The 18615-nt window shown below is 70.6% G+C and carries 19 protein-coding genes and 2 riboswitches; of the genes, 7 read left to right on the forward strand and 12 right to left on the reverse strand.

Annotation, left to right across the window (positions count from 1 at the left end; genetic code table 11):
• The coding region (locus KBY19_RS32150) for a peptidase C39 family protein (protein WP_210967251.1) at positions 1-1146 on the forward strand (1146 nt) is incomplete at its 5' end.
• A 743-nt stretch (positions 1147-1889) separates the two neighbouring features.
• On the opposite strand, the gene KBY19_RS32155 is transcribed toward KBY19_RS32150, so the two are convergent.
• The 5 genes from KBY19_RS32155 to KBY19_RS32175 are packed head-to-tail and all read right to left on the reverse strand — an operon-like array spanning position 1890 to position 7019.
• Positions 1890-2639: a class I SAM-dependent methyltransferase gene (locus KBY19_RS32155; RefSeq protein ID WP_099878577.1), complete on the reverse strand. Its 750-nt coding sequence runs from the start codon at positions 2637-2639 to the stop codon at positions 1890-1892.
• Positions 2608-3870 carry an MFS transporter gene (locus KBY19_RS32160; RefSeq protein WP_099878575.1) on the reverse strand — a complete coding sequence of 421 codons (1263 nt, stop codon included), beginning with the start codon at positions 3868-3870 and terminating at the stop codon, positions 2608-2610. Before KBY19_RS32160 ends, KBY19_RS32155 begins: the two co-directional genes overlap by 32 nt.
• The gene (locus KBY19_RS32165; RefSeq protein ID WP_210967252.1) at positions 3863-5125 is read right to left on the reverse strand and encodes an ATP-grasp domain-containing protein; all 1263 of its coding nucleotides are present in this window, start codon (positions 5123-5125) and stop codon (positions 3863-3865) included. Before KBY19_RS32165 ends, KBY19_RS32160 begins: the two co-directional genes overlap by 8 nt.
• A complete protein-coding gene (locus KBY19_RS32170) occupies positions 5122-6144 on the reverse strand; it encodes a cysteine synthase family protein (protein ID WP_185016293.1) in 1023 nt (340 codons plus the stop codon). Before KBY19_RS32170 ends, KBY19_RS32165 begins: the two co-directional genes overlap by 4 nt.
• Positions 6141-7019, reverse strand: coding sequence for a hypothetical protein (locus KBY19_RS32175; RefSeq protein WP_099878569.1), 879 nt, complete (start codon positions 7017-7019; stop codon positions 6141-6143). The genes KBY19_RS32170 and KBY19_RS32175 overlap by 4 nt, the downstream gene beginning before the upstream one ends.
• A 147-nt stretch (positions 7020-7166) precedes the next feature.
• A riboswitch (cobalamin riboswitch) is annotated at positions 7167-7326 on the reverse strand.
• A gap of 283 nt (positions 7327-7609) precedes the next feature.
• Here KBY19_RS32175 and KBY19_RS32180 point away from each other — a divergent pair.
• The gene (locus tag KBY19_RS32180) at positions 7610-8596 is read left to right on the forward strand and encodes a ferric reductase-like transmembrane domain-containing protein (protein ID WP_210967253.1); all 987 of its coding nucleotides are present in this window, start codon (positions 7610-7612) and stop codon (positions 8594-8596) included.
• Positions 8597-8605: 9 nt separating this feature from the next.
• Positions 8606-8784: riboswitch (cobalamin riboswitch) on the forward strand.
• An 89-nt stretch (positions 8785-8873) separates the two neighbouring features.
• On the opposite strand, the gene KBY19_RS32185 is transcribed toward KBY19_RS32180, so the two are convergent.
• Positions 8874-9920 (reverse strand): ABC transporter substrate-binding protein, encoded by a 1047-nt coding sequence (locus KBY19_RS32185; protein ID WP_210967254.1) that lies wholly within the window; start codon positions 9918-9920, stop codon positions 8874-8876.
• Between the two features lie 368 nt (positions 9921-10288).
• Between KBY19_RS32185 and KBY19_RS32190 the strand changes: the two genes are divergently transcribed.
• Genes KBY19_RS32190 through KBY19_RS32200 form a run of 3 tightly spaced genes read left to right on the forward strand, consistent with a single transcriptional unit; the run spans position 10289 to position 11740 of the window.
• Positions 10289-11053 (forward strand): MerR family transcriptional regulator, encoded by a 765-nt coding sequence (locus KBY19_RS32190; protein WP_185019310.1) that lies wholly within the window; start codon positions 10289-10291, stop codon positions 11051-11053.
• A 60-nt stretch (positions 11054-11113) separates the two neighbouring features.
• Positions 11114-11449, forward strand: coding sequence for a YnfA family protein (locus KBY19_RS32195; RefSeq protein ID WP_099878563.1), 336 nt, complete (start codon positions 11114-11116; stop codon positions 11447-11449).
• Positions 11450-11509: 60 nt separating this feature from the next.
• Positions 11510-11740 carry a hypothetical protein gene (locus KBY19_RS32200; protein ID WP_099878561.1) on the forward strand — a complete coding sequence of 77 codons (231 nt, stop codon included), beginning with the start codon at positions 11510-11512 and terminating at the stop codon, positions 11738-11740.
• A gap of 51 nt (positions 11741-11791) precedes the next feature.
• Here the strand turns inward: KBY19_RS32200 and KBY19_RS32205 are convergent, their stop codons facing one another.
• The 5 genes from KBY19_RS32205 to KBY19_RS32225 all read right to left on the reverse strand — a co-directional run bounded on the left by KBY19_RS32205 (position 11792) and on the right by KBY19_RS32225 (position 15413).
• Positions 11792-12016, reverse strand: coding sequence for a hypothetical protein (locus tag KBY19_RS32205; RefSeq protein WP_180289561.1), 225 nt, complete (start codon positions 12014-12016; stop codon positions 11792-11794).
• A 31-nt stretch (positions 12017-12047) separates the two neighbouring features.
• Entirely contained in the window at positions 12048-13085 is a 1038-nt protein-coding gene (locus KBY19_RS32210) for an L-threonylcarbamoyladenylate synthase (RefSeq protein WP_307843681.1), read from the reverse strand.
• A gap of 129 nt (positions 13086-13214) precedes the next feature.
• Complete coding sequence (locus tag KBY19_RS32215) at positions 13215-13856, reverse strand: carbonic anhydrase (protein ID WP_210956317.1); 642 nt, start codon at positions 13854-13856, stop codon at positions 13215-13217.
• Between the two features lie 9 nt (positions 13857-13865).
• Positions 13866-14204 carry a hypothetical protein gene (locus KBY19_RS32220; RefSeq protein WP_210967256.1) on the reverse strand — a complete coding sequence of 113 codons (339 nt, stop codon included), beginning with the start codon at positions 14202-14204 and terminating at the stop codon, positions 13866-13868.
• Positions 14205-14588: 384 nt separating this feature from the next.
• Positions 14589-15413, reverse strand: a complete 825-nt coding sequence (locus KBY19_RS32225; protein ID WP_210967257.1) for an alpha/beta fold hydrolase — start codon at positions 15411-15413, stop codon at positions 14589-14591.
• 70 nt (positions 15414-15483) lie between these two features.
• Here KBY19_RS32225 and KBY19_RS32230 point away from each other — a divergent pair, with 70 nt between their 5' ends.
• Positions 15484-16434: a GlxA family transcriptional regulator gene (locus KBY19_RS32230; protein ID WP_210967258.1), complete on the forward strand. Its 951-nt coding sequence runs from the start codon at positions 15484-15486 to the stop codon at positions 16432-16434.
• A 95-nt stretch (positions 16435-16529) separates the two neighbouring features.
• Here the strand turns inward: KBY19_RS32230 and KBY19_RS32235 are convergent, their stop codons facing one another.
• A complete protein-coding gene (locus KBY19_RS32235; protein ID WP_210967259.1) occupies positions 16530-17237 on the reverse strand; it encodes a TetR/AcrR family transcriptional regulator in 708 nt (235 codons plus the stop codon).
• A 282-nt stretch (positions 17238-17519) separates the two neighbouring features.
• On the opposite strand from KBY19_RS32235, the gene KBY19_RS32240 reads away from it, so the two are divergent.
• On the forward strand, positions 17520-18615 hold a 1096-nt coding region (locus KBY19_RS32240), incomplete at its 3' end, for an FAD-dependent monooxygenase (RefSeq protein ID WP_210967260.1).

Below are 18615 nucleotides of genomic sequence, written 5' to 3' on the forward strand. Positions count from 1 at the left end.
GTCCTCGCGTCCCCCGTCGGCAGCATCGGGTACAAGGATCCGCACACCGGCAAGAAGGCCGACTGGGAGTACGCCACCTGGACCTCCCCCGCACACGGCTGCGCCGTACCCGCCGGTGAGGCCATCGCCTCCTGGAACGCCCACACCCCCAAGGGCACCTGGATCCGCATCGAGCTGCGCGGCACCTACTCGGACGGCAAGCAGACGCCCTGGTACACCATGGGCATCTGGACATCCGGCGACGGCGACGACGTGCCCCGCCGCACCTCGGTCGACGGCCAGAAGGACGGCAAGAGCACCATCTGGACCGACACCTTCTCCATCGACGACCTCGCGAGCGGGCTGCGCCTGAAGTCCTACCGGCTGCGGCTGACCCTCTACCGCGCCTCCGGCAGCAAGGCCACCCCCACCGTCTGGCGGGCCGGTGTGATGTGCTCCGACGTACCCGACCGCTTCGAGGTCCCCGCGTCCGAGCCCGGCCTCGGCAAGGCGGTCGAGCTGAAGGTCCCGCGCTACTCGCAGGAGATCCACAAGGGCCAGTACCCCGAGTACGACAACGGCGGCGAGGCGTGGTGCAGCCCCACCTCCTCGCAGATGATCATCGAATACTGGGGCCGTAAGCCCACCACCGAGGACCTCGCCTGGGTCAACCCCGACTTCGCCGACCCCCAGGTCTGCCACGCCGCGCGCCACACCTTCGACTACCAGTACGAAGGCTGCGGCAACTGGCCCTTCAACGGCGCCTACGCCAGCACCTACCGGGACATGAACGCCGTCGTCACCCGGCTCAACTCCCTCAACGAGGCCGAGGAATTCGTCGCCGCGGGCATCCCCCTGATCACCTCGCAGTCCTTCATCGAGTCCGAACTGGACGGCGCCGGCTACGGCACCGCGGGCCACCTGATGACGGTCATCGGCTTCACCGGATCCGGCGACGTCATCGCCAACGACCCCAACTCCCCGGACAACCCCTCGGTCCGCCACGTCTACAAGCGGCGGCAGTTCGAGAACATCTGGCTGCGAACCAAGCGCAAGAACGCCGACGGCAAGGTCGTCGGCGGTACCGGCGGGGTGTGCTACGTCTACTGGCCCGTCGACCCGACAGCGGCTCAGCGCCGGGTGCTGCGCAAGCACGAGCTGTGCTGAGTCCGCTGGGCAGGTGGTCGCCGCACACGGCGGCCACCACCTGACGGCAGCGCTCGTGGCCGGCCTGCGTCAGGCGGCCGTACCGGTCGACCGTGACCGACCTTGACCGAACGGTGCTCCAGCCGGCGGGACACCTCGTGGATGGAGACACCGTTCGTCAGGGCCACGGTTGCCCATTTGTGCCGCATCTCAGTAGATCGGGATACGGAATGGTGCCGACCTCACTGGGAAGGGAAAAGCGGGGCGTCAGGGCGAGCATGGGCTCGGACAGCGAAACGCAGCGCCAATGGACCCTGTTTTCCGATGCTTGAGCGGCGCATATCGAACCACGTAAGGACCTCCGCGCCCGTTCGTCCGTACTGCCTGTCGCCGCAGCCGACGAAACCGGGGCCGCTCATAGCTCTCCCAGGCGACGTCCGGGACGCTGAGGTTCTCCAGCCGGTCCTTGGGTGGCGAAGTCCACCGTGTCCCGTTTGCGGTCGAAGGACTTCTCGCGCTGCCGCGCACTGCGCCCTCCTGGTTTCCCGGCTCTTTGTCGATGATCGTCGCCGAGTTGAACACCCAATTGTGCGGACAGAGTCCTTTTGCATGCCCAGTTGGCTAACGCAGCGCAAGACGGCGTTCCTTGTCGGTCGCCGCCGGGGCACCAACGATCACGAGGAGGAAGGATCCGCGCTGATGCTGCGGTCTGCCGATACGCGGCCAACTGGGCGTGCGAACCCGCCGAAGCGCCCCTGCCCGTCCTACGCCTCTCGGATCGCCCGCAGCACCAGCCGCTCGGCGTTCTCGTCGTAGGGGCGGCCGTCGAAACCGCCGAAGACCTCCACCCGGCCGAACCCCGCCTCCTGTGCCATCCGCCGCAGCTCCACCGCGCTGTACACGAACCACACCAGGGTGGCCCGCGTCACCCGCTCGCCCCGGACCAGTACCCAGTCGCTGCGCAGCCTGGCCCAGTCGTCCAGCACGGTGTCGGTCTGCACCATCAGGTCCTCGCCGCGCCGCACCACCTTGGGCGGGGTGACCTTGCGGGCCAGCAACTCCTTGCCGGCGAGATCCAGGACGAGGGTGCCGCCGGGGGCCAGGCAGGAATACATGGTGCGCAGCATGCGGGCGTTGTCGGCGGGGTCCTCGAAGTAACCGAACGAGGTGAACAGGTTGAGGACGACGTCGAAGCCGCCCGGATTCTCGTACTCGCGTGCGTCGGCCCGCACATACGCGACCCGGACCCCTGCCTCGGCCGCTCGCTTTCGTGCCCGATCCAGCATGGCCCCACTGGTGTCCACCCCCGTGACGTCGTGGCCCCGGCGGGCGAGCGGCACGGTGAACACACCGGGTCCGCAGCACATGTCCAGCACCCGGGCGTCGGCGGGGAAGGACAGCAAGGGAGAGGTGTCGAGCAGTTCCTCGGCCTGCGCGTGGCGTTGCTCGGAGAAGAGGAAGTCGTGGAACTCGGTCCAGAAGTCATCGTCCTGGAACCCGCCCGTCCGTGTCATGCGGTATCAGTACTCCTTCGTCATCGTGCGGGTGGCGATGTTTCGGTGTGCGAGCGCGCAGCGCCAGCAGTACCGGGGGCAGCAGCAGACACTGTGCGGCGCCCAGCAGCCAGAACCAGCCGGTGTTTCCTGAGCGCTCGGTGAGGCCGTACAGCTGCCCGCCCAGCGCCCCGCTCGCGCAGGCGCCGAGCCCGGCGGCCAGCCGCTGCTGGCCGAAGACCACGGCGTCCGAACGCGGGCTGCGGCGCAGCGCCTCCAGGTCGTTCTTCAGGAACAGGACGATGTCGCCCAGAGTGATCAACGCCCCGCCAGCCAGCAGCGCCGGCGGGGTGCCGATCGCCAGGAGGGCCAGCCCGGCCGCCAGGCCCATGAAGCCGACCGTGAGTGCCCTTGTGTACGGCATGCGCCGGATCAGGCCGGACGCGAGGGGCTGTACGACGATGACCAGCGTGAAGCAGAGCAGCAGGACCAGACTGTAGAACGCGCTGGAAGCCCGCTCCACGGCGTACACCGCCAGGAAATGCTGGAAGTGGAAGTAGAGGTAGAAGGCGAGCACGTTGGCGGCGAACGGCAGGACGGCCACCCCGGCCAGCAGGCCCCGTTCGCTCGTCGGCCCGCCCGACTGCTCCTGTCCGCCGGTCGGGGGAAGCCGCGCGTGGCCGGCGGTGACCAGGACGAACAGCGCCGTGACGGCGACGAACAGCCAGCCGGGCGAGGACAGCACGAACGGTCCGGCGATCAGCGGCCCCACGGCCATGCCCGCGTTGAGGGCCGCGTTGCCCGCCGACAGGAACGCCGGGCGGCGCTCGTCGTCCACGCCGTGCACGAGATAGGCCTTGTTGGCGGGCAGGTACAGCGCGGCGCCGCAGCACGTCAGGACCAGGGCGCCGACGGCCAGGGGCGGCCAGCGCAGGGCCAGCAGAAGCCCGGCGAATCCGGCCGTGCGGATGAGCAGCGCCCACAGCATCGTGCGGCGCAAACCGATCCGGTCCGCGAGGGCCCCGCCCACGATCCCCCCGGAGAACTGCACCAGGGACGCCACCGCCAGCACGACACCCACCGTGCCGAGCCCCATGCCGAGCCGTTCGTGCAGGAACACCGACATGAAGGGCAGGACCATGAAGCTGCCGAGCGGGATCAGGAACGAGCTGAGCAGCAGGAAACGCAGCGGGCCGTCGAGCGTGGACAGCGCGGCCCGCAACCCTGCTGTGCCTGCCGCGCGTTCACCCACCGGACGCCTCGCGGCGGCCGGTGGCCTCGGGCGGCGGAAACGGCTCGGTGAGCACCGTCAAGGCGTTGGAGGCGGCCACCGCGTGGTGCGTGGCCAGTTCGGCGGTCTCGGCCTCGGCGTAGACGATGCCCGCGTAGCCGCGGCTGTCCGTCAGATGCTCGACCGGGTCGCCGACCCGTTTGACCGGGTACCAGACCGGTGATCCCGGCATGTCCGCCAGCCGGTCCAGCCCGGCGACGCCGGTGAACACCCCCGGCGTGGCCGGGTAGCCGAGCACGAATGCGACGGCCGGACCGCCGGGCGGGTCCGCCTCCATCAGGCGGGGACGGTGGCCGAGCGCGGCCTCGATCATCGCCTCGTACACATTGACGCCGAGCGCCCGGCACATTCCCTCGCCGACCAGTGCACCCCCGATCCGGGGGTTGATCTCTACGACTTCCGGGCCGCCGGTGGTCAGTACGAACTCCACGTGGGCGAACCGGTCGGTATAGCCGATCGCCGCGAGTACCTCACCGAGCCATCGCTCCAGCAGGGCCCGCCGGGCCTGCGGGAAGGCCACGGGGAACGCGGTGATCTCCTCCCGGAAGTACGGCTCCGGAGACATCAGCCGGCTGGAGACGCCCAGCAGCCGCGTCCGGCCCGTCCAGGTGAGGGTCTCGGCGCTGTACACCGGCCCGCTGAAGTACGGTTCCGCGAACAGGCGTCCCTTGAGCTCCCGGCCGGTCGCCTCCTCCAAGGCGGCCACCAGCTCCGGCTCGTCGCCGACCAGCCAGACATTCTGGCTCCCGGTGCCCGCCGAGTCCTTCACAACGGCGGGCAGTCCGACCTCCTTGAGCAGCGACTCCCGCGGCTCCGTGCCGGTGCCGATGACGTCCGCGGCCCGCCCGCGCGTCAGCCCGGCATCGTGCAGGCGGTTGCGTACTGCCGCCTTGTCCCTGGTCAGCCGTAGCGCGGCCGCATCCAGCCCGGGCAGGCCGAGACGGTCCGTGAGCTCGGCGCCGACCAGCGTCCAGGTGTCGGTGGAGCTGATCAGGCCGCGCAAGCCGGGAGTGTGCCGCAGCAGGCCCGCCACCCGTTCCATGTCGAAGGTGTCGATCTCCACGACATCGAGGGCGTCCTTCGGAAGGCGCTCCAACTCGTACGTGTAGAAGGAGCGGTCGCGCGTGAGCAGCATCAGTCGCTCGCCGAGTGCGTCGGCAGCGCGCGCCAGGTGTCCGAGTCCGAAGGTGAGTGACTCCAGGCAGACGACGCTCATGCCGCTCGCCCCTTCCGGCCCGCCGGGCAGGCCGTGCGCCGCCAGGCCATCGTGGACCAGGGCATGGACATCTCCTCGGGTGCGGTGATCTCGACCGGTTTCAGTGCGGCGGGGTCCAGGGCTTCGGTGTGCCGGGCGAAGACGCGCTCGACATAGCGGTGACCGGTATCGGCGCCGACCACCAGGTGCAGCCGGTCGGGGTGGCGGCGTGCCTCGTACGTGGCGGAGAGGTATCCGGCGCCGGTGGACAGCCCGGCGAAGACGGCGTGGTCACGCAGCAGGGCGACCGTGCCGGACATGGCATGGGTGAAGTCCAGCCAGTGGAGGCTGTCGTAGAGCTGGTGGCGGACGTTGTCGAAGACGATGGACGACCCGATGCCGGCGATGATCGCCTCCGGGTCCTGGTGGTCCTGGCTGCCGAAGGTGACGCTGCCGAACGGCTGAACGCCGACCAGCCGAACCGAGGGGTCGGTGGCGCGCAGGCGTTCCACGAGGCCGCCCGTCGAGGCTCCGGAACCGACTCCGCCGACGACGGTCAACGCGGTCGCGGGGAACAGGGCCGTGATGCGGTCGGCGACCTCGTGGTAGCCGAGGTAGTGGATGTCGTCGTGATACTGGCGCATCCAGTGCCAGTCAGGGTGGTCGGCGAGGATCTCCCGCACCCGCCGCACCCGCAGCTCCTGGTCCAGCTTGAGGTTCTCCGAGGGCCTGACCTGTTCCACGGTGGCGCCGAGGATCTCCAACTGGGCGCGGGTGGTGGTGTCCACGGTGGTGGACGCCACGATGTGGCAGTGCGTGCCGTAGCGGTGGCAGGCCAGCGCAAGGGCGTAGGCGTAGATACCGCTGGAACTGTCGATCAGAGTCTGTCCCGGGCGGATCGTGCCCCGCTCCAGGAGGTGGCGGACGGCGGCGAGTGCCGAGTAGATCTTCATCGACTCGAACCGGATCAGGACGAGGGCGTCGGTGAGCCGGACGAGATCGGGGGCCTTGAGGGCGTCGGCGATGTGGGGGTGGATCACCCGTAGCCTCCTTGGGCGAAGGAACACTGGTGGCCGAGCGAGTGGAAGAAGGCGGACAGTTCCGACTTGAGTGCGGCGTCGGGGCGGTCGGGGAACAGATAGCCGATCAGGCAGCCCGTGTGGGCCACGAAGATGCCGTCGGCGCCGAACCGCTCCCGGTGCGCGAGCATGCTGTCGAACGTCGCCTTGGGCAGCACTTTCTGCGACAGGGCGGCGCTGGTGGTGGCCGCCCGTGCGACGGCGGCCGGGTCTCCGGAGGCGAACCCTTTGAGCAGGTCGGTCAGGCAGCGCCCGTATTCCTCCCCGTGCCGCCGGTAGTGCCCCAGGAGCAGGTCGGTGACGGCGGCGGTGTCCACCGTCCCGGGCTCGGTGATGTGAGCGGTGTGGAAGCCGATGTCCGTGCCCAGCCGCCGGATCACGCGGTGCCGGCCGCTGAGGTGGAGGGCGAACTCGTCGAGGAAGACACTGTCGGCACGCTCGATCGCCGCCAGGACCCCGAGGACCACGTCCGTGTCGTAGGGCAGGGCGAAGAGCCGGAACAGACAGCGCAGTGTCGCCACGATGTCGGCGGTGGAACTCGCCATCCCCACGCCCACCCGCAGATCAGAGTGGGCGCGCCAGTGGCCCGGCGGCAGCGTGAGTCCGAAGTGCTCCAGGAAGAGCCGGGCCGCTGTCGCGGACTTCTCCCCGAGGGGCAGCCGGTTCGGCGCCGCCGTCCCCGGGGTGAAGTGCACCCAGGAGTGACGGTCCACGGGAAAGGACACCACCGCGATGTCCGGCTCGGAACCCGCCCGCAGCGGGCCCTGGTACAGCTCACCCAGCGTGCCGTGGCAGACGCCGGACACCGTGCGGACGACGGGAACTCGCGCGCTCACGGGGCACGTCCTCCTCCTGGTCCCGAGCCCCGAATCACCACCGGGAAGGAGGCGCGGCACAGCGTAGGCCGTGCAGCCGTCGATACCGCCAACCCAGTCCTCGAGGTCACCGTTCACAGCCCGCACCTCACGCGCGGGCGCAGTGGCAGGTCTTCGGACTTGTGAGCCCACCCGCCGGAAAATCCGGCGGATACCTACTGGCCGTCGCTTCCCCGACCCCGCCGATCCAGGGGCCCAGTGCTGTTGACGGCGTTCGTTCCCACTCACCGCTGCGGGACAGTCCCGGATTCCCACCGGGTTCCCTCTTGCGTCGTGCCGCCCAGATCCGGTCGGACGGATGGCACGAACCGACTGCACGCCTCAGCCTAGGGTGGCCCGCGCCGCTGCGGCAGGGGGCGTATCGCCGGTTGTCCGGATGTGATCGGTGCACGGGCGGGTGCGAGGACCTCGCGGCAGCTCAGCCGGCCCGGTCAGCGCCGGAATCACTCTGGCCGGATGTCGCCTCGGCAATCCCGGCCCACTTGGTGACACTGGTTCCGGTTCGCCCCACAGGCACACAGTCCGCCGGTGTACCGCCCGGAAGGCCCAGGATGCTGTCAGAGACGAGGCCGGAGGACGACGGCACGAGCTCGCCACCCGCCCGTGACAGGCGTCCGGCGGACGGCGCCGCCTTGCGCGCCGACCTGCGGGCGGCACTGCCCGACGCGAGTGCGGCGGTCGTCGTCACGGTGGCCGTCTTCGTATTCCTCTACGCGCGCATGGAGTCGGGTGACTCGGCGACAGTCGCGGTCATGCCGTTCATGGACGACCCCGGCACGTACTGGATGTACCTGCTCAGCCAGGCGTTCGGCTGGTCGGGTCTGCTGTGGGCCTGGGGCACGGTCATGCTCGGTCTGCTGCTGTCGGGGCCGCGCCCCACCCGGCTGCCGGTCTCCCGGCAGGCCCTGGAACGCTGGCACCGCACCACGAGCCTGACCGCGATGGCCCTGATGTTTGCGCACGCGCTGATGTTCGCGGCCGAACTCGTATGCTACGAGGCCCAGTTGGCGTGGGCCGAGCGGCTGTGGGTGGGATTCGCGGACGCGTTCGTGCCCGGCTGGTACGACTCGGGCACCGGCCGGGTCGCGATCCCGATCGGCCAGGGCGCCCTGTATCTGGCGGTTCCACTCGGGCTGCTCTTCTACGTCCGGCACCGCATCGGCGCGAACACCTGGCGTCGGCTGCACCGCTTCGTGATCGTCGTCTACGTGCTCAGCGTCTGGCACACACTGCTGTACGGCACCAATGTCTGGTACGGCGAGTGGCCGCGCACCGTTCTGTGGCTACTGCAACTCCCCGTCGCTGTACTGCTGCTGTTGCGTCTGCTGCGGCCCGCCCGGCGGGCCGAACGGCTGCACGCGCCCAGGCGGCGCGAGGGGGTGTCGCTGCCGGGCTGGCTGGGGCGGGCCGCAGGCCGGGCAGCCGCAGTGGCCGCCGTGTTGGGCCTGCTGATCGTGGTGGCGTCGGGTCATGACGGCGGCCGGGAACGCCCGGCCGAGCCCCCCTCGACGGGCCCGCACGCTCCCGAGCCCGAATGATCCGGGCATCCGACCGAGGAAATGATGAGCGCCGACAGGGTGACGGTGGAACGAGGAAGCCGGTGCGAATCCGGCGCGGTTCCGCCGCTGTGATCGGTGAGCGCATCCCGTACGAGCCACTGCCCCCGCGACAGGTGGGAAGGCCGGCGGTGCGGCCGAGGCTGCCCGTTCGAGCCGTCATGTCGAGTACCGATAGCGGGTTGCGAGAGGAAGGGGTACCAAGCGGTCGGGCCAGCCCTGCTACCGGCCCGCCGGCCTCGGCCGGCGGGCGCAGGAGTCAGGCGTTGAGCCTCTTCGACTTGTCGATGGCGGCGGCAAGACGTTCCAGGACCGGGGCGAAGCCCGCGTAGCTGAAGCGCTCTTCCATCGACCAGGGAGTGAGCTGGTCGGCCTCGACCGCGGGCAGTTCGCGCCAGGTGGCCTTCTCCCGCAGCTTCTTGCGGGACGGGGCGGTGGAGCGGTTGTCGACCATGATGAGATCGGCGTGGTATTTGTCGGCCTTCTCCCAGCTCAGGAACTCCCAGAAGCCGAACTCGTCGGACTTCTTGCCCTCGACGAACTCCACGCCCAGATCCTTGAAGTAGTGCAGGTCGCTGTAGGAGTCGGGGACCGCGACGTACAGGTTGTCCGGGTCGCCGGTGATCGCCATCACCTTGAGGCCCCCCTTGGCCTTCGCTGCGGCGCGCAGGGTCTTGGCGGCTTTGTCGAAGCGTGCCTCGGCGTCCGTGACCTTCTTCGCGCTCATGTCCGCGCCGAGGGACTCGGCCAGCTCGGCGGTGCGCTTGAGCGGGTCGAGCAGGGACGTGCGGGCGATGTCGATGCCGATGGTGGGGGCGAGCCTCTGGATCTTCTCCTTGCTCTCCGGCGGGACGTACCAGAGGTCCGGCGCCGGGAACATGTTGCTGACCAGCAGGTCGGGCTTGAGGGCGGCGTACTTCTCGAGGTCGAACCGGCCGAACGCGGTTCCCAGGCTCGTCAGGTCGGAGACGTTCATGTCTCCGACCTGCGGGTTGGGCTTGCCCCCCACCGGCTTGCTTGGCCCGAAGATTCCTGTGCACTCGATGCCGTAGTCGTACAGTGCAGCCGCCGTGCTGACATAAGCGACGATCCTCTTCGGCCGATGGCCGGACTTCGCCGTACGGCCCCGGTCATCCTTGAACGACCAGGACCCGCCCTCCGCGTCCCCTCCCGCCCGGGAGCCGCTGTCCTTGTTGTCGCCGCAGGCGCTGAGCAGCGGAGCGAGGGCGAGTGCGCCTCCGGCGGCGAGCAGTCGGCGACGGGAGGGCGTGGACAGGGCGGCGGGCCGGGAGGTCGCTGGGTGCATGGGGAGCTTCTTTCGCGCGGGAGAGTGGCAGGGGAGTGGTGGGATTCAGCCAAGCCCTCAAGAAAAACAAGGGAAGGCTAACCTAACTTCCCATTCGGCGGTACTCTCCGCGATCCGCACGGCCGCCCACCACCCCGACCGTGGGACGCTGGCGTGTTCTACGGCTCCCGGCGCCCGGTCACCGCACGGCGCACCCTGCCCAAGACGCCGGGGAGCAGTAACGGACGTTGATATGTCTTCCGGTGCCACCCCGCACCCCGCCACCCCGTACCCGCCAGCTCGAAGCGATATCCGCTGCCCCAGGCCTGGGCCTCATCGCCCTTGACCTTCGAGCCGAGTCGAAGGTTTACCGTCGGTTCGTGAGCACCATGCGGATCTCCCAGCTCGCCGAGCGCTCCGGCGTTCCGGCCACCACGCTGCGGTTCTACGAGAGCGCCGGGCTGCTGCCCGCCGACCGGTCCCCGGCCGGCTACCGCCTCTACGGCGAGGACGCCGTCGAGCGCCTCGCGTTCATCGGCGCAGCCAAGAACCTCGGACTGCCGCTGGAGGATGTCTCTGAGCTGCTGGCGGTATGGGAGTCCGGCGCGTGCGCGCAGGTGAAGGCCGATCTGCGACCACGGATCGCCGCCCGCATCGCGGACGCCGAGGCACGCGCCACCGAGCTGGCCGCGTTCACCGCCACCCTGCACAAGGCGCTGGACCACCTCGACGCGCTGCCCGACCGGCCCGGCCGCTGCGATCCGGAGTGCGGATTTCTCGCTCCCGCCCCGCCTGGCGACCGGCCGATCGACGGCACCGCACAGCCCAGCCGCCGAGCTGCTGAACAGGACAGCGAACGGTGGCGGCATGCGCCGGTGGCCTGCTCCCTGAGCAGGGACAGCCTGGGCGAGCGCACCGCCCAGTGGCGGCGGCTGACCGACGGCGCCGAGCGGCAGGAGACCGACGAGGGCATCCGCCTCACTCTGCCCGCCGACCGGGCCGGGGCCGTCGCGGGACTCGCCGCTGCCGAGCAGCAGTGCTGCCCGTTCTTCGACTTCCGCCTCCACCTCGACGGACCCGTCCTGCACCTTCAGGTGCGGGCCCCGTCCGAGGGAGCCGCGCTGCTCGCCGCACTGTTCGGCCCGGCCGCCTGACCCGCCCGCACCACCCCTCTTCCTGCCCTGCTTCCGCTGCCCGCCAGAAGGACCCGCACTGTGATCGTCGCCCGCTCCGTCGCCCTGTTCGCCGTCGCCGCCCTGTTCGAGATCGGAGGGGCCTGGCTGGTGTGGCAGGGCATCCGCGAACACAAGGGCTGGATCTGGATCGGCGCCGGTGTCATCGCGCTCGGCCTCTACGGCGTGGTGGCCACCTTCCAGCACGACGACAACTTCGGCCGCATCCTCGCCGCGTACGGCGGGATCTTCGTCGCCGGGTCGATCGCCTGGGGCATGATCGCCGACGGCTACCGCCCCGACCGCTACGACATCACCGGCGCCCTCGTCTGCCTCGCCGGCATGGCCCTGATCATGTACGCACCGCGCGGCCACTGACCGGCCGCTATCAGGGCACATCCAAGCTGGCCTCCGGACGCGAACGGGAGGTCGAAGACGGTGGCGGACGAGCAGGAACTGGCCGAGACCCAGCGGCAGCACTGGCAGGACACCTACACCGTCCACCCCGGCATGTACGGCGAGCAGCCCTCCGCACCGGCCGTCCACTTCTTCGACCGCGACCTGGTCGACGCCCTCGCCAACGGCTGGACCCTCAACGAGATCCACGCCTTCGAGGAGGGCGACCTGCCCCGCCGCCTGTGGCGCATCACCCAGACCCTGCCCCGATGACCGCGACACCCGCACCGGACCTCACCGTCGACGGCACCGACCTGCTCTGCGTCACCCTCCTGCTCCCGCCTGCGCCGGCAGCTCGACGGCGTCGCGCCGGGCACCGTAGTGCACGCCGTCGCCACCGACCCGGCCGCCCCGTTCGACCTGCCCGCCTGGTGTCACATGGCCGCCGGCCACACCTACCTCGGCCGCATCCCCGACGCCGATCGACCCGCGTACGCGCTGCGGCCGGCCGCCGACGCGCGGCCCACCCGGGCTGACGCGCCCTGGCACCCAGTCGCGCCTTGGCCTTCGTCGCTCCTGCTCACCCGTCCTCGTCCTGGTCGGCTGTGGCGGGGTCGCCCGGGGGCCGCAGGCCGCCGCCGGAGGGCCGGGGCCCTGCGGCGCGGCGGAGCCGGTTGGCGATCGCGAGTCCCAGCTCCTCCTCCGCCGGCAGCGACGCGACGATGAGGTCGCACCCTTGCTGGTCGAGCTCGCGCAAGAACCCGTACAGCCCGCGCGCGTAGGCGCCCATCGAGGTGGGGACCGTCACCTGGGCGTGCGCCTTGACCGGGGCGTCGGCGAGGGAGGGAGGCAGGAAGACGCCCACCTGGTGCCCGAGTTGCCGCGCGCGCTCCGCTTCGGCGATGAGGCTCTCGGGCTCGACGAGGACGACCCGGGCGCGCGGCGCGTAGTGGGAGGGATGCTGGCCCGGCACGCGGACGCGGCTGGTGGAGGGGACCGCGAGCGGGTACCCCAGGACCGCTTCGAGATCCTCGCGCGTCACTCCGCCCGGCCGCAGAATGCTCGGGACATCGCCCGTGACGTCGACGATGGTCGACTCGACGCCGACCCCGCAGCGGCCGCCGTCCAGCACGAAGTCGACCCCGTCCCCGAGCTCCGCGCGAACGTGGTCCGCCGTGGTGGGGCTGACCGAGCCGAAGCGGTTGGCAGAGGGTGCCGCCACACCGCCGCCGAAGGTCTTGAGCAGCGCGAGCGCGACGGGATGGCCGGGCACGCGCACGGCCACCGTCTGCAGGCCACCGGTTGCTTCGAGAGGTACCCGGTGCCCGCGCCGCAGGACCAGCGTGAGGGGGCCCGGCCAGAAGTGCTCGGCCAGCAGACGCGCCGCCGCGGGCACGTCCTCGGCCCAGTCGCCGAGGTGCTCCGCGCCGCCGATATGGACGATCAGCGGATGAGTGGGCGGGCGCCCCTTGACCTGGAAGACACGCGCGAGGGCGGTGGAGTCCTCGGCGTCGGCGCCCAGCCCGTAGACGGTTTCGGTCGGGAGGGCCACCAGGCCCCCGGCGCGCAGCACACCGGCCGCCTTGCCGATGTCGATGTCACTGGTTCGTGCGGTCACCTTCCCGATTCTTCCACCGTTCCGCTCGCCGCATGACGTGCGCCGGGATGCTCCTCGGCGCATTCCACGCACCGGGGCCGACGACACCGCGCGGGCCCGCCCGTACGACCGGGGCGGGCCCGCCGGGTACTACCGTGCAAAGTCAGCAGGCTTGCTCAGGCCGTGGGAGGCGACCAGTTCCGCGCTGCCGTCGGCCAGCCGGTAGGACAGACCCACCACGGCGAGGCGGCCGGCCGCCACCTTCTCGGCCAGGACCCGGGAGCGGTCCAGCAGCAGGTCCACGGTGTGCCGGATGTGCTCGTGAAGGATCTCCTCGTCCTGGCCGCGTCCGGCGGCGCGGGCGGCCAGCACGCTCGGGGTCGCCCGCTCGACGACGTCACGGACGAAGCCGGCGGGCGCCCTGCCGCCGTCGGCGGCCTCCTTGGCCGCCGCGATCGCGCCGCACGAGTCGTGGCCCAGGACCACGACCAGCGGGCAGTCCAGCACGCTCGCCCCGTACTCGATGCTGCCCAGGACCTCCGCACCGACCACATGTCCGGCCGTGCGTACCACGAACAGGTCGCCCAGTCCCCGGTCGAAGATGATCTCGGCGGCCAGCCGGGAATCGGAGCACCCGAACAGCACCGCAAAGGGGCTTTGCCCCGGTGCGGTTGCGGTGCGGCGCGCGGCGTCCTGGTTGGGGTGCTCGGGCGAACCGGTGACGAACCGCTGGTTGCCGGCCAGCAGCATCTCGAAGGCGTCATCGGGAGTCGGCGTCAGTGTCTCAGTCATGGCCGCAGGCTATGTGACGTCGAAAGCAGCGGGCCGGGTCAGGCGGCCTGCCCGAGCCGACCCCAGCCGGGTCCGGCTCACGCAGCGGGTGGAGCCCACATCGAGCTTCGCGGCCACGATCACCACAAGTGCCGCCGCCTGCCCGGCCCGCCGGGAGCCGCCGCCATCGCCGAACGCGATCTCTTCCGGAACGAGGTCCTCATGACGCTGCAGCCCGTGTCCGACGAGGCCATCGAACGGATCGTCGACGGCATTGTGGTGCCCCTTCTGACACGACAGGCGCCTGGTTAGACCCATCAGGGCGGGCCCTTCACTCCTTCGAGGTGGTGGCGGCGCGCCGTTCGTCAAGAAGTGCCAGGATCCGCCGGGCGGCGTCGTGGAGGGCCGCTCACCCCGTATGTCGTGGATGGGTCGCTGATTGCTGACGGGCGGTCGGTGACGGCTGCACTCGGTCGCTGGTGTGTGGCGCCATCGTCGCCGGTTGGTCGGCCACTCGGCACGACGAGGCCTGAACCCTCAAGGGGCACGGGCCCCAAGGAACCCCGGGACTTTCTCGCTTCACTTTCCGAAGAGACGTCTCCGGAGAATGCCGGTGGACTTGGGGTGCCCATGGGGATCGTCCCGTCGGGCTGCAGTCGGGTTCTGCTGACGTCGCCGCAGCAAAGGCCGGCCGAACCATGACGGCGGTGTGGCGAGGTCGCGTAGCGAGATCGCGTGACGAGTGGCAGACGTCTACGCCGTGAAGAAGTCGGTGAGCGCGCGGCCGATGTCGGCGGGGGCGTTCTCCGTGGGGATGTGATCCGCATGTGGGATGCGGACGAGTGAGGTGTGGGGGATCTCCGAGGCGAACCGTTCGGCGTATTCGACCTTCTCGTGGAGGTCGTCCTCGCCCCAGATCAGCAGCTTGGGCGTGGTGGACCGCCGCAGTGCGGGAACGAGGTCGAGGGTGTAGCGGTTGTCGGCCGCCGCCGCCAGGGCCATCCAGGAGCGGCGAACCCGTCCGTCGGTCCACGGGTCCACATAGTCCGCGATCAACGGCTCGGTGGCGGCACTGCCCAGCACCCTGGTGACCGCCTGCCGGCGGGCGGCGAGCACGTCCTCGGCGGTGTCCCCCTCCCGGAACCGGGCCACGTGGGGTGCGGGCCAGGAGTCGTAGAGAACCGAGTTGACCAGGGCGAGCCGGGACACTTCGAGCAGGTCGTGGGCGAGAAGGTGCTGGGCGGTGGCGCCACCGATGTCGTGGCCCGCCACGGCGACGGGGCGGGGGAGGTGCAGCGCGGAGGCGAATCGTGTCACCCAGTCGGCGAGGGCTGGAACCGTGGCTGCTTCCGGGGTGAGTCGGCCTCCTGAGCGTCCCAGTCCGGGCAGGTCGACGGCGAGGGGCCGCAGCCCCGCGTCGGCGAGGTGGCCCAGCACGGGGAGCCAGACACGGCTCCAGTATGTGCCGTGCAGCAGCAGGACGGGCGGTCCGTCGTGCCCCGCGGTCAGATAGCTGGTCGGTTCGCCGTCGACCTGGACTTCGGTCCGCAGCACTGTCGTTTCGGTGGTCTTTCTCATGGGACCACTGTGGCCTGTGCGCGCCGAGCGGCCGAGAGTCAAGAAAGACGTCTGGGGGTACATTCGTGCCATGAGACCTCATCGGGTGGTGGCCCTGCTCAACCCGCCGCAGTCACCGTTCGAGCTCGCCTGCGCCACCGAGGTCTTCGGCACCGTCCCGCGGGACGAGCCGCCCCGCTACAGCTTCCGGATCTGCGCCGAACACCCAGGCCCTGTGCAGACCACGGTCGGCTACGAGATGCTCGTCGACGCTGGGCTGGAGGCCCTGGAGCAGGCGGACACCGTGGTCGTCCCCGGCTGGCAGCCGCCCGGGGCTCCCGTGCCACCGACCGTCACCGCGGGGCTGCGGGCCGCCCACCGGCGCGGGACGAGGATCGTCGCCATCTGCACGGGCGCCTTCGTGCTCGCTCAGGCCGGACTGCTCGACGGCCGCCGCGCCACCACCCACTGGCGCGACACCGCCCGACTCGCGGCCGCCTTCCCCGAGGTGCGGATCGACCACGACGTGCTGTTCGTGGACCACGGCGACGTGGCGACCAGCGCCGGAACCGGCGCGGGCATCGATCTGTGCCTGCACCTGGTACGTTCCGACCACGGCGCGGCCTACGCCGCCCAGATCGCCAGAAACATGGTGCTGCCGCCGCACCGGGAGGGCAGTCAACTCCAGTACGCGGCACAGCCCGTTCCGGCCAAGGCGGACGAGTCGTTGGCGCCGGTGCTGGAGTGGGCCACCTCCAAGCTCGACACCCGACTGACGCTCGGCTGCCTTGCCGAACGCGCCGGGCTCTCCGGCCGTACTCTTGCCCGGCGGTTCGCCGAACAGCTCGGTACCAGCCCGGGACAGTGGCTGCTCAGCCGGCGCATCGACGCGGCGCGGGTGTTGCTGGAGCAGACCGACCTGCCGGTCGAGGCCATCGCCACCCGTGTCGGACTCACCTCGGCAGTCAACCTGCGCCGCCGCTTCCGGACGCATATGGGCACCACACCGGGCGCCTACCGACGGACCTTCAGCCAAACTTGACGGCGGAGTCGGGCGCCGAATCCGCCGTCGCGGGCGGAACACCGAGCCGATCGTGCTCAGTCCTGCTTCCCCCGGGAGCTCGGGCGACTCGACCCCTATGCGCGCAGGCCGAGGGTGTCGGACAGATCGCGTAGGCACTCCTCGAAGACGGGCTCCAGGTCGGAGTAGGCGAAGTCCAGTTGGTGCAGGACTTCCATGCACAGCAGCCCGTACAGCCTGGTCCAGCAGGACAGGAAGACGTGCGCGGCCTCGGGGGGCAGGCGCCCGTCGATGCCGGCGGAGTAGGCGGTCAGTTGCTCGCGCAGTGACGTGGGCAGGTCGTCCGGCTCGGGCACCGGGAACGGTCGCGTGTTCCACAGCTCGACCGTCAGGTCCAGCAGGACCTGCTCGAAACGCTGCCCGGCCTGGTGGCGCGCCGAGTCGGACTTCCGGTTGGCCGGGGTGATCGGGCTGGCGAAGATCCAGCCGAACTCGGCGGGGTGGGCGCGTGCCCAGGCGCGCATGGCTCGGCAGGCCGCGAGGATGCGTTCGCCGACCGGTGCGTCGGCGTGGGCGTCACGGGCGTGCTCCATGGCCGTGGTCAACTCGAGGAAGAAGTCCGCGGTCACCGCGCCGACCAACTCGTCGTGGCCGGCGTAGTAGTGGTACAGGGCCGGGCCGCTCATGCCCACCTGTCTGGCGACCGCGTTGACGGTCACCGCAGCCGACCCCTGTTCGACCAGGAGTTTGCGCGCGGCCGCGTGGATCTCCCCGAGCGTCGCCCGGCGCAGCCTCTCCCGCCTGCTGCTGGTCCCTGCGGACATCGTCACCCCTCTTGTCGCTCCGTCGGCCCCGTCGGCCGTTGGCTCCGTTGACATCCTAGGGCCTCTATGTTTCTTTAGAGCTTCTAAATCAACCTAGAGGCTCTAAGGCTTTCTAGAGGTTCTAAGGATTTCGCACCAAGGAGTGTGCATGGAGTACTGGCGGTGGGTCCTTCTCGTGCTGCTGCTCGTCACGGCCGTGTGGTGGGGGTTGTCCAGGTCCGCCCATGTCCGCCACGGCCCACGACGACCCCGGAACACAACGACCACCAAGGAGGCTCGGCGATGAAGGTGATCATCGTGGGGGGTGGCATAGGCGGGCTGACCGCAGCTGTCGCTTTCCATCAGCGCGGCTGGCAGGTGGAGGTCCTCGAACGGGCCCCGGAATTCACCGAGATCGGCGCGGGAGTCTCGATCCAGCCCAACGGTCTGCGCGCGCTGGACGCGCTGGGCCTCGGTGACCGTCTGCGTTCCTGCGGGCCGGCCGATCCGCCGGCGGGCATCCGTCGTGCGAACGGGAGCTGGCTGATCCGCAACGACATCGACGACCTGAAGCGCCGCTTCGGCCAGTGGGCGACCGTGCATCGGGCCGCCCTGGTCGACCTCCTGCGCGCGGCCGTGCCCGCGCAGGCGCTGCGGCCCGGCACCGAGGTGCGCGATGTGCGGCCCGACGGCACGGTCCGGCACGGCGGACGCACCTACGCCGCGGATCTCGTGGTGGGCGCCGACGGCGTGCACAGCGCGACCCGGCGTTCCCTGTGGCCCCACTTCCCCGGGCCGCGCTACGTCGGATACACCACCTGGCGCTTCATCGCGCCACCCCAGCCCATCGAGGGGAGCGTGGAAACGTGGGGCCGGGGCGAACGATTCGGGTACGCGCCGATGCCGGACGGCCGCATCTACTGCTACGCGCTGGCCAACGCCCCGATCGGCTCGCGCACCCAACTGGAGCGGCTGCGCGAGCGCTTCGCACACTGGCACGGCCTCATCCCCGCACTCCTGAACACCGCGGACGAGGACGCGGTGTTGCAGCACGACACGTACGAGCTGCCCGAGCTGGCCACCTACGTCTCCGGAAAGGTCGCAGTGATCGGAGACGCCGCACACGCCATGACTCCCAACCTGGGGCAGGGCGCCTGCCAGGCACTTGAGGACGCGGTCACCCTCGCCGCGGCGGTGGACACCCTCGGGGTGCGCGCGGGGCTGGAGGAATACGACCGCGTCCGCAGGCCGCGCACCCGGATGATCGCCCGCCGCTCCCGGCAGGTCGGCGCTCCCGCGCACTGGACGTCCCCGCCCCTGGCCGCCTTGCGAGACGTGGCTCTCCCACTCCTGCCCAAGGGGCTCATCGGCCGTTCGGCGGCCCGGCTTCGCCTTCGGT

Origin of the sequence: Streptomyces sp. B15, from assembly GCF_018070605.1 — a bacterium.
Classification (GTDB): domain Bacteria; phylum Actinomycetota; class Actinomycetes; order Streptomycetales; family Streptomycetaceae; genus Streptomyces; species Streptomyces smyrnaeus.

Excerpts from the sequence above, each read along its gene's own strand:
- KBY19_RS32230 (WP_210967258.1), top strand. The coding sequence starts at position 15,484 with ATGAGACCTCATCGGGTGGTGGCCCTGCTCAACCCGCCGCAGTCACCG.
- KBY19_RS32190 (WP_185019310.1), top strand. The coding sequence starts at position 10,289 with ATGCGGATCTCCCAGCTCGCCGAGCGCTCCGGCGTTCCGGCCACCACG.
- KBY19_RS32180 (WP_210967253.1), top strand. The coding sequence starts at position 7,610 with ATGCTGTCAGAGACGAGGCCGGAGGACGACGGCACGAGCTCGCCACCC.
- KBY19_RS32225 (WP_210967257.1), bottom strand. The coding sequence starts at position 15,413 with ATGAGAAAGACCACCGAAACGACAGTGCTGCGGACCGAAGTCCAGGTC.
- KBY19_RS32155 (WP_099878577.1), bottom strand. The coding sequence starts at position 2,639 with ATGACACGGACGGGCGGGTTCCAGGACGATGACTTCTGGACCGAGTTC.
- KBY19_RS32185 (WP_210967254.1), bottom strand. The coding sequence starts at position 9,920 with ATGCACCCAGCGACCTCCCGGCCCGCCGCCCTGTCCACGCCCTCCCGT.
- KBY19_RS32215 (WP_210956317.1), bottom strand. The coding sequence starts at position 13,856 with ATGACTGAGACACTGACGCCGACTCCCGATGACGCCTTCGAGATGCTG.
- KBY19_RS32165 (WP_210967252.1), bottom strand. The coding sequence starts at position 5,125 with ATGAGCGTCGTCTGCCTGGAGTCACTCACCTTCGGACTCGGACACCTG.
- KBY19_RS32235 (WP_210967259.1), bottom strand. The coding sequence starts at position 17,237 with ATGTCCGCAGGGACCAGCAGCAGGCGGGAGAGGCTGCGCCGGGCGACG.